The sequence below is a fragment of the Desulfosarcina sp. genome (genome assembly GCF_041551955.1).
Classification (GTDB): Bacteria; Desulfobacterota; Desulfobacteria; order Desulfobacterales; family Desulfosarcinaceae; genus Desulfosarcina.
Genome location: NZ_JBFELV010000164.1, coordinates 1 through 9,854, shown reverse-complemented (window position 1 = coordinate 9,854; position 9,854 = coordinate 1). Strand labels below are relative to the sequence as shown.

8 protein-coding genes and 1 pseudogene are annotated in these 9,854 nt (G+C 58.1%); 3 read left to right on the top strand and 6 right to left on the bottom strand.

Going from position 1 to position 9,854, the window contains the following annotated elements; genetic code table 11:
* From ABYV26_RS13520 to ABYV26_RS13510, 3 genes and pseudogenes are all read left to right on the top strand, one after another.
* A pseudogene (locus tag ABYV26_RS13520) lies at positions 1–1,033 on the top strand (ATP-dependent DNA helicase); the annotation flags it as partial.
* Between the two features lie 96 nt (positions 1,034–1,129).
* Entirely contained in the window at positions 1,130–1,822 is a 693-nt protein-coding gene (locus tag ABYV26_RS13515) for an FmdE family protein (protein ID WP_372681819.1), read from the top strand.
* Between the two features lie 12 nt (positions 1,823–1,834).
* Complete coding sequence (locus ABYV26_RS13510; RefSeq protein WP_372681817.1) at positions 1,835–2,866, top strand: molybdopterin-binding protein; 1,032 nt, start codon at positions 1,835–1,837, stop codon at positions 2,864–2,866.
* 4 nt (positions 2,867–2,870) lie between these two features.
* On the opposite strand, the gene ABYV26_RS13505 is transcribed toward ABYV26_RS13510, so the two are convergent.
* From ABYV26_RS13505 to ABYV26_RS13480, 6 genes are all read right to left on the bottom strand, one after another.
* On the bottom strand, positions 2,871–5,366 hold the full coding sequence (locus ABYV26_RS13505) for a helix-turn-helix domain-containing protein (RefSeq protein ID WP_372681815.1): 2,496 nt from the start codon (positions 5,364–5,366) through the stop codon (positions 2,871–2,873).
* Entirely contained in the window at positions 5,363–7,090 is a 1,728-nt protein-coding gene (ispH, locus tag ABYV26_RS13500; protein ID WP_372681813.1) for a 4-hydroxy-3-methylbut-2-enyl diphosphate reductase, read from the bottom strand. Before ispH ends, ABYV26_RS13505 begins: the two co-directional genes overlap by 4 nt.
* A gap of 17 nt (positions 7,091–7,107) precedes the next feature.
* On the bottom strand, positions 7,108–7,539 hold the full coding sequence (locus ABYV26_RS13495; protein ID WP_372681812.1) for a DUF3842 family protein: 432 nt from the start codon (positions 7,537–7,539) through the stop codon (positions 7,108–7,110).
* Between the two features lie 199 nt (positions 7,540–7,738).
* Positions 7,739–8,260 (bottom strand): NYN domain-containing protein, encoded by a 522-nt coding sequence (locus ABYV26_RS13490; protein WP_372681810.1) that lies wholly within the window; start codon positions 8,258–8,260, stop codon positions 7,739–7,741.
* A gap of 5 nt (positions 8,261–8,265) precedes the next feature.
* Positions 8,266–9,189: a ParB/RepB/Spo0J family partition protein gene (locus tag ABYV26_RS13485; RefSeq protein WP_372681808.1), complete on the bottom strand. Its 924-nt coding sequence runs from the start codon at positions 9,187–9,189 to the stop codon at positions 8,266–8,268.
* Between the two features lie 77 nt (positions 9,190–9,266).
* The coding region (locus ABYV26_RS13480; RefSeq protein WP_372681806.1) for a ParA family protein at positions 9,267–9,854 on the bottom strand (588 nt) is incomplete at its 5' end.

Here is a 9,854-nt window from a genome sequence, read left to right as displayed (position 1 = left end):
GGTCGAACGGTTGATGAGCGAAGGGTTGCTGACCGCCGTCTTCGCCACCTCCACCGTCGCCGCTGGGGTCAATTTTCCGGCACGGACCATGGTGTTCTTCAACTCGGACCGATTTAACGGCACTGAATTCGTTCCCCTGGACGCCACCCAGCTTCACCAGATGACCGGCCGCGCCGGCCGCCGGGGCATGGACAAGATCGGCTTCGGCCTGGCCGTTCCCGGCCGCTACATGGACCTGAGATTGGTGGCCCGGCTGCTGGCGTCCCGACCGGGTAAGGTGGTCAGCCGCATCCGCATCAACTTCTCCATGGTTCTCAACCTGCTGCTTTCCCACACCCCGGCCCAGATCGAAGAGCTGCTCAAGCGATCATTTGCCACCTGGCTGCTGATTACCAACGCCGAGGACAGCCGCCAGAAAAGCCGCATGGCCGATGTCCACGAAGTGCTGTGGGAAGATTTCCTGCGCCACCTGGATTTTCTCAAGGAGACCGGCTTTGTAGACGGTGAAGACCGCCTTACTGGAGACGGAATCTGGGCATCCCAGCTGCGGGTGGACCAGCCCCTGATCGTGGCCGAATGCCTGCGACAGGGGCTGCTGCCGGACGGGGATGCCCCCCAGATGGCCGGGGTGTTCGCCTGCATGGTCAACGAAAGGGAAACCGATGACCGCATGGAGGGGCGCCTGGTACCCAACCGGCTCAAGCGCACGGTGGGCCGGATCCAGAAGAAACTGACCGGTTTCGCCCGCCACATGAAATCCCGTGGCTTCGACGTGCGCCAGTTCTACCTGCGGCCCGCCGCCATGACCCATGCCTGGGCATCGGGATATCCGTGGGAAAACATCATCAAGGAATACGGCATGGCCGAAGGCAACCTGGCCATGCTGATGATGCGCACCGCCGACAACCTGCGCCACGCCGCCAATCTGGTGGATGTCTTTCCCGAAGCCGCTGCCACCGCGCGGGAAGCTATCGGACTGATCATGAAGGAACCGGTGGTGGAAGGAGCAGATGAGGATGAAGCGGATCGATAATAGTCGGTTACATCTGCCCTGGTTTATGTTATTGTTAACATATCGCTACGGCACCATATTGAAACCTGGAATATAAAAAAACCAGGAGAATCGATCATGGACAGCTTCCATTCACTGCTCGAGTCCTGTTCAGCCGAACACGGGCACCTCTGTCCGGGACAGGTGGTGGGTGTGCGCATGGCGATGTTGGGGTGTCGACTGATCGGTATGGATCAGCCCAAACGGATCGATCAGATCAAAAAACTCCTGGTTTATGTTGAGATGGACCGATGCACGGCAGATGCAGTGGCCCATGTCACCGGTGTAAAACTGGGGAGGCGGAGCCTCAAGTTTGTCGATTATGGCATCATGGCCGCCACCTTCATGAACCTGGATACGGAAGATTCGTACCGAGTGTTGTCCACTGAGGAGGCAAGGGATCTCGCGCAGGTTTACGCACCGGAACTCGCCACCCGGTCCGAGCGGCAGATCGCCGCATACACGCGCATGCCGGACAGCGTCCTGTTCCGTGTCCAGAAAGTCCGCGTAAAAATCGATGAATTTGACTTGCCCGGCCCGACGCGTCGAAAAGTGGCCTGCAGCCGCTGCGGCCAGCTGATACGGGATGCCAAAGAAATTATCCTACTGGGAAAACCAGTCTGTAAGCCGTGTACCGATCGATCCTATTTTACACATGCCCGGGATATCACGTGGCCGGACATGGGGTGGTCACCAGACAGTTATCACGTCGACCCATCCAGCACCCCATCTTTACCTGAACCGGTGGAATCTTCGATGGACACCAAGTAAGGAGACCAGGCCGTGTTGAAAAAAATCGGGGTAAACGATTCTGTGGGGACAAAACTGGCCCACGACATTACGGAAATCCGGCCGGGTGAATTCAAGGGCCCGGCATTCCGGAAAGGCCATACGGTTTGTGATGAAGATATTTGCCGATTGCAGAAACTGGGAAAGAACCATCTCTACTTGATCGACCTCGATGAAGATGAAATCCACGAAGACCAGGCCGCTTCGATACTCGCCAAGAACCTGTCCGGGGAAGGCATCGTCTGGGAGGATGCCCCCAAAGAGGGCAAAATCAGCCTTCACGCCCAATGTGACGGACTGTGTACCGTGGATATTGCGTCCCTGGCGGCTTTTAATATGGTCGACGAGGTGATGTGCGCCACGATTCACAGCCACACCCTGGTGAAAAAAGGCGAGCTGGTGGCGGCAACGCGCGCCATTCCCCTCGTGATGAAGCGGGCACCCGTTGAGCGGGCAGCAGCCATTGCCGCTCAGCATGGAGGCGTTCTGAATGTGCGTGTCCTCAAAAAAGCCCGGGCAGGTGTGGTGGTCACCGGCAGTGAAGTGTTCAGCGGGCTGATAGAAGACAAATTCGCACCGATTCTAAAGGAGAAAATCGAGACGCTCGGGTCTGAGGTGGCCGGGGTGAAATTGGCTCCCGATGACCCTGAAATAATTCGAACGGCGATCGAAGACCACCTGGCCAACGGTTGTGATTTGATCCTGTTGAGCGGCGGGATGAGTGTGGACCCCGATGATGTGACCCGCAAAGGCATCGCCATGGCAGGAGGCCAAGAGGTCCACTATGGGGCCGCCGCCCTGCCCGGCGCCATGTTTTTGACCGCCTACATCCATGGGGTTCCCTTGTTGGGGATACCGGCATGTGGACTCCATCACCGCATCACCGTACTCGATTTGATTCTCCCCAGAATATTGACGGGTGAGCATATCGGCAAAAAAGAACTCGCCTTTCTCGGGCATGGCGGACTCTGCCGCGATTGCGAGGCATGCGTCTATCCCCACTGTCCGTTTGGAAAAGGGAGCTGACCAGTCATCCGGCGGACATGAGGTGGTTGCGGTGCGCCTGCACCAGCTTGATCTCACCATAGGAGGCATCATCGCCCAGGGCGCGCTTGATTTGACCAAAAGGTTTTCCCTGCAATCGTGACAGTTCCTGTTCGATCGTTTGCCGCTTGTCGGGCGGCACAAGCAGGTCTATGGCAATTTTTCCAGTTTCCACCCAATGGGCCATATGCCCCTCGATGGTGGCCAGCACCAATCCCCGCTCCTCGGCGATCTGGGATAGGGTCATCCCCTTTTCAAACAGGTCGAGACTGATCTGCCTGGTGTCGGTCCGTGGCGCTTTTGGCTTCCCAGACGGCGGAGCGGCCGGTGAACGTGGGGTCAGGTTCACCGAATCGATGTGGTGTTGCCTGCGGTAGGCGTCAATCATGCCGACCAGTTCGTCCCCGTACCGTTGCGTCAATCGCTTCCCCATTCCCTTGATCGCTTGCAGGGCCTCCAGCGTGTCGGGCAGGTTGACGGCGATCTGGATCAAGGTCTTCTGGTGCAGCACTCGGTAATGGGCGATGTCCTCCTCCTGAGCCTTGCGGCTGCGCCAGTCTTTCAGGGTCTGGAACAGATCGGGATGGTCGATATCGGCCTCGCGATAGGTTGGCGCGAGGATCTTCTCAGGCTTCTTGCCGGCATCTATCGCAGCAGCCGAAATGGCTTGAAAATAACCAGCAGGTGAAAACCCCTGCCCACAGGATTGCACGGCAGCCAGCTTGACATCGATCTCTTCGCGCAGAAATTTGAGCGCATGGTTGATCTTCTTTTTTAGCGCAGCGTTGTCCGTATCTATCTGCAGTTCAGGAATCTGCTGGCCCATCCCTTGCGCGAGCTTATCTCTAAAATAGACCGATGCCTTGGAAATCCGCTCTACCACGGCAGCATCAGACGCCGGCAAGGTATCGGTTGAGAAGAGTCCCTGCAACTGCCGCCGGAAATTGTCGGCAACGGTGCAGATCTTCTCCTCGGCACTTTTCTCCAGTGCGCGGATATCGCCTGTTCCAGATGCCCGGACAACCCCGGAATTGCCCAGCACCAGTCCTGCCAGGCGGCGCAGCAATGTTCGCAAGCGGTGGAAATCGAAGCACTCCAAGAGCAGTTGCTGCTGGTATTGCACTGTGGCCGCCTTAAGCAACTCGGTGGATGGGCGGTTTTGCGCCGACTCCTGGCTGAAGCGGCGGATGGCTGGATCGGTCTTGATCGCCGAAGGCGGCAGCGGCCTGGAAAGCACCATGCCGTCGAGGGTCCGGCAGCGGCTCAGCGCCACGTAGACCTGCCCGTAGGCGAATGCGGCCCGGGCGTCGATGATGGCCTTGTCAAAGGTCAGCCCCTGGCTCTTGTGGATGGTGATGGCCCAAGCCAGCCTGAGGGGAAACTGCCGGAATGTGCCGATTGGAGTCTCTGTGATCTCAAGCGTTTTTCGGTCGAGCGAATATTCGATATTCTCCCAGGTTGCCGGCTCGACGACAATCTCCCGCGAATCGCCCGGGCATTGGATATGGATGTCATTGCCCCTGATCCGCGAGATCGTGCCGATTTTCCCGTTGTAATATCTTTTTTCAGGTGAGAGGTCGTTGCGTACAAACATCACCTGGGCACCCGTCTTCAACCTGAGGGTGGCTGCGGTCGGGAATGTGTGTTCGGGAAAATCTCCCTCGATGCCGGCGTCGAAGCGGTGGCTCTTTTGCGTCAGCGCATTCAAGCGGGTATCATTGATGCTGTCGGCACTGCGGTTATGCGTGCTGAGGGTGATATACCCGTCCACTTCGTCCGGGACAAAATCGGGTATATGCCGGGCATTGAGGTCCTGTAGCGTCTCGGGGTCCAGTTGGTTGTTGCGCACACGGTTGAGCAGGCTGATAAAGTGGCTGTCGACCTGGCGGTAGATGTGCTGCAGTTCGATGGTCACCATGTCGGTCTGAGCCAGGGCGTTGCTGCTGAAGAAATAAGGCGAGGCATAGAAGGCATCGAGCAGTCGCCAGTCGTCTTCTTTGACCACCGGCGGCAACTGGAAGAGATCCCCGATCATCAGCAGTTGCACGCCACCGAATGGCTGCTGGTTGCGGCGACAGCGGCGCAGAACGCTGTCGACCCCATCCAGCAGGTCGGCCCGCACCATGCTGATCTCATCGATCACCAGCAGGTCGAGGCGCTTGATGATGCCGATCTTGTCATTGCTGAACCGGTAAGGGGAGCGATTGGTGTCGCTGCCCGGCACAAACGGCCCGAAGGGAAGCTGAAAGAACGAATGCAGCGTGACGCCGCCGGCATTGATGGCGGCGACCCCGGTCGGCGCGGTGACGACCAGGTGCTTTGGGCTGTTTCGCTTGAGGCTACGCAGAAAGGTGGTCTTGCCGGTGCCGGCTTTGCCGGTGAGAAAAATATGGCGGCCGGTATCACGGACAAATTCGCCGGCCAGTTTCAGTTCAGGATTAGCGGTTTCATGGCGATGATGTCGTGATGCATTACCCTTCATGAGGCCACGATCCAGATCAGGGTGATCACCCCGGACAACAGAAGCAGGCTTTCCACCAGAAATTCCAGGCGCATGCTGGGCAGCATCCGCCCTTTTTCATAGGCACTGACCAAAATGAGCATGGCCGCCGGGCAAAGGGTCAGGAAAAAACCAAGCCCGGAGACCAGGCCGACGGCCGACCCGGCGGCAACCAAAATCATGCAGCCGACCAAGGTTCCTTTCAGCAGAACCGCTGTTTTTCGGTTCCCCAGCAGGATGGGCAGGGTTTCCTTGCCCATGATGCGATCACCCTGAACATCCAACAGGTCGAAAAACGCGGTGCGGGCAAACACCAGGGCCGTCGCCCAGATGAATACCCCCCCGATAGCGACGGTCAGGGTCCCCTTGCCCGTGATCCCGGGCAGCAGCGCCACTACCACGCCCCAGGCCAAGGCGATGAGAAACGTTTTGGAACCGGGAATATCCTTGATCCGGCGATACCTGAACCCGAAGCCGTCAGGCAACAGATACAGGTTGTAGGAGAGGCCCAACAGACTCATGATCAGCAGGATCGCAAAGGCGACGGTCCCCATGGCCGATGCACACAGGATACCCAGGCCGCCGGCGGCGATGGCCAGGACAGACAACAGCCGCCGGTGCCGTGCATAAAACCGGGCTCGCTCCGGATCGTTGTATTCATCTTCGGCCGTGCCGGTGAGATGGTTGAGCAGATGCATGGAAAGCACGTAAAGCATGGCCACGGCCACCGGGGCAAGGGCAGTGCTCAGTCCCAACAGCCGCATGCAGGCAAAGCAGAGGCATCCGGCACCCACGGCTACATAAACATTGGTCAGCAATAGGGTCTGTATCGCGCTGTAAACGGTTCTGACGAATCGCGCCTGCCGTTTGGCCGGCAGTTTTTCCAGCTCCCGGAAAACCCGCTTGATGATCCAGTTGGGCGTCGATGCGCCGGCGGTAATCCCCACCCGGTCAACCCGGTCCAGGCAGCAGGATTCCAGCTCAGCTTCGGTTTCCATGAGATAGGCCGGTTTGCCGGTTTCCTCGGCAATCTCGGCCAGGCGTCGGGTATTGCCGCTATCCCGTCCCCCCACGACGATAACGGCATCTACGTGATCAGCCAGTTGTTTGACCTCTGCCTGCCGCTTTTCCGTCGAATCACAGATGGTATCGAAGGTCTTGTAATGGGGGAATTTCTCGCCAGCCCAGGCTTTCACCTGCTCGTAGAGCTTCATGTTCTGGGTGGTCTGGGCCACGATGATCGCCTGGTCGAAAGCAGGCAAGGCTGCGATGTCCGCCATGGTGCTGACCACGTGCCCCGACGGTCCGGCATACCCCACCAACCCCACCACTTCAGGGTGGTCCCGGTCACCGACGATAATGGTGGCAAAGCCTTTACGGGCATGAACTCGGATGATGGTCTGTACGCGGATGACTCGCGGGCAGGTGGCATCCACCACCTTGAACCCGGCGTCCTTGAGCCGCTGCTTGTCCTCGGGGGGCACACCGTGGGCCCGCACCAGCACGGTTCCTTTACCCCGTTCCGGAATCGTTTTCAGGACAGAAATCCCTTTTTTCTCAAAGAGGGAGAGGACCTGGGGATTGTGGATCAAAGGGCCGTAGGTGTAGATGGGCTCATCGCATTTGCCCGGTGCATCCAGGGCCAGTTCCACAGCCCGCCTGACGCCCATGCAGAAACCGGCGGTTTTGGCGATCTCGATCTTCATCTATAGTCCGGACGGTTTCAAAGCAGCGGATTCAGGTGATCGATGACAAGGGCGTCCACCATGTGTGGCAGCGGTTCGTCCGACACCCCGATCAAATCCACATTTTCCTGGGAAATGGGCAGAATGAGCTTTATGGCCGCACAACCGGACACGGCTTCGGCCATTTTGGGTGTCACTTCACCCATCATGGCATGGGCCAGCATGATACCCAGGGTGCCGATCACCACATCCACCCGGGCAACCGTCCGCACAATTGCATTTTCCCCTGATGCCCCGCGGTTGGCTCCGGCCTTGAGCATCTGAGCGGTAGCAATGGCATTGGTCCCCAAGGCGACGATCTCCACGGATTCGCCGTAGGATGCTTTGATTTTCTTGATCATGGTGCTGCCGATACCACCGCCCTGACCGTCGATGATGCCGATCGTTTTCCGTGAAGACGGTTGACGCATGACCATTCCTTAAATTGGCAATATCCATGGCTCCAATACGGGAACCAACCTTGATGGACGCACAACAAAACCAAATGGACGGCTTTGTAAAACGTTCAAGATCAAGGCGTGCAAGTGACGAGGAATGAGGCGTACTCAAGGTACGCCGCAGTGACGAGGTGCGCAGCACAACGAAGATATTGGATGTTTTACCAAGTCGTCATAGTTTTTGAACCCGTGCCCGCATCTTGCGCTTGCGCTTGGGAAGTCGCCGGCTGGGTCCTTTTTTACGGGTGGTCGGCACCCATCCCGTGGAAACGGTCTCCTCACCGCCCTTTATCGCCAGATGTCGGGCTATGGCGATCTTTTCCTCGAAGGCAGCTGAATCCAATGCGGTGGCACCGGCCGACTCGGCAGCAGTCATGACTTCCCGGTCGCTGCTGACCACCAGGGCGTTGGCCTTTTCCCGGCTGACCATCCGCCGTATCACATCGTCAGCGCTCTCTCCCCCCTGCGAATAGCGGATGGCGATACCCTTGACCCGATCTCGGGACCCGTAAATGGAGGGTAGGTCAGTGCCATCAAAAACCACCGTAATTTTATGCGGTTTCAGTTTTTTGTAGGCTGCCAGCATATCCACCAGGGCGTCACGACCCAATTGCAGGTCCTGCCGATCCATTCCGGCCAATTCCGGGGATTGGCGGATCAGGTTATAGCCGTCGATAATGAGGTGAAGGGCCATGGAAACTAACTTGTCCGCAGCAGCCCCAGCAGCCGGTCCAGGTCGTCGTCACTGAAAAAATCGATTTCCACCCGACCTTTCTTACCCTTGCGCTGAATGCGGACCCGGGTGCCGAATTGGCGGGACAGATCTTCGGAGACATCCCTGAAATAGCGCTGTACAGAGGTCAACTCCGGTTTGCGTACCGGTTTCTTTTCCGCATTGATCCGTTTGATCAACGCTTCCGTGTCGCGCACCGACAATTTCTTCGCCACCACCTCCCTCCAGGCAGTCTGCTGTTTAGCCGGCGTGTCGGCCCCCAGAAGGGCCCGGGCGTGGCCCATGCTCAAGGCGCCCTGCATGATGCTCTGCTTGATCGGGTCAGGAAGCTGGCGCAGCCGCAGGAAGTTGGCCACGGCGCTGCGGCTCTTTCCCACCCGCTCGGCAGCCTTGTCTTGGGTCAGATCGAATTCGGTGATCAGCCGATGGTAGGCCTCGGCCTCCTCCATGGGGTTCAGGTTTTCCCGCTGGATGTTCTCTACAATGGAAATCTCCAGCATTTCGGCATCCGAGACATCCTTTACCAATACAGGCACCCGGTCCAGGCCGGCAAGGGTGGCCGCCCGCAGACGCCGCTCACCGGCGACCAGTTCGTAACCCACATCGTCGGCACGCACCAACAGCGGCTGGATGATACCTTGGCTGCGGATAGATTCAGCCAGCTCTTCCAGTTCGTCCACTGCAAAATGACGCCGCGGCTGGTAGTGGTTGGGCCGAATCATATCGATTTCACAAAGAAAGAAATCTTTTTGCGTCGGCAACGTTGACCCGGACATCCCTTCCATCGAGCCCAGATCAGGGATCAGCGCATCAAGCCCCCTGCCCAAGGCCATTTTCCGTTTCTTCTTGGCGCCGGATCCGACGCTGCTCTGTTTGGTTTTATCTGGCATGCGGTGTCCTGAATCGTGTATGGCTGGCCTGGACCAATCGAAATGGTCCAGGCGAATCAGCGTTTCCGGAAAGCCTGTCAGGCATGGCCGGCATGATTGGCGGCCATGATCTCCTTGGCGAGGGAAAAATAGCTGGCAGCCCCGGGAGACGTGGCATCGTAAAGCAATATCGGCTGGCCGAAACTGGGTGCCTCCCCCAAGCGGACATTGCGGGGAATCGTCGTTTTGAACACCAGGTCTTTAAAATGATTTTCCGCGTCCTCGGCCACCTGATGACTCAAGTTGGTGCGGCGGTCGAACATGGTCAGCAGAATACCGGCGATTCTGAGCTTCGGGTTCAGGCCGCTCTTGATCCGTTGAAAGGTCTGGACCAGTTGGCTGAGTCCCTCCAGGGCATAAAACTCGCACTGTAGGGGAATCAGCAAGGCATCGGCGGCCGTCATGGCATTTACGGTAAGCAGGCTCAACGACGGGGGACAGTCGATAAGAATGTAATCGAAATGGTCCGTCACCGAAGCCAGCAGGCGCCGCAACGCATGTTCCCGATGGGGCCGGTCCATCATCTCCACATCGAAGCCGATGAGCTCCACCCGGGAGGGCATGACCTTGAGGGATTCGATCTGGCTGTCGACGATCACCGCATCCGCACCGGCGTCCCCGATCAT

What these genes read in the sequence shown, in the direction of transcription:
- ABYV26_RS13515 (WP_372681819.1), top strand. Translation starts at nt 1,130, where the DNA reads ATGGACAGCTTCCATTCACTGCTCGAGTCCTGTTCAGCCGAACACGGG.
- ABYV26_RS13505 (WP_372681815.1), bottom strand. Translation starts at nt 5,366, where the DNA reads ATGAAGGGTAATGCATCACGACATCATCGCCATGAAACCGCTAATCCT.
- ispH (WP_372681813.1), bottom strand. Translation starts at nt 7,090, where the DNA reads ATGAAGATCGAGATCGCCAAAACCGCCGGTTTCTGCATGGGCGTCAGG.
- ABYV26_RS13495 (WP_372681812.1), bottom strand. Translation starts at nt 7,539, where the DNA reads ATGCGTCAACCGTCTTCACGGAAAACGATCGGCATCATCGACGGTCAG.
- ABYV26_RS13490 (WP_372681810.1), bottom strand. Translation starts at nt 8,260, where the DNA reads ATGGCCCTTCACCTCATTATCGACGGCTATAACCTGATCCGCCAATCC.
- ABYV26_RS13485 (WP_372681808.1), bottom strand. Translation starts at nt 9,189, where the DNA reads ATGCCAGATAAAACCAAACAGAGCAGCGTCGGATCCGGCGCCAAGAAG.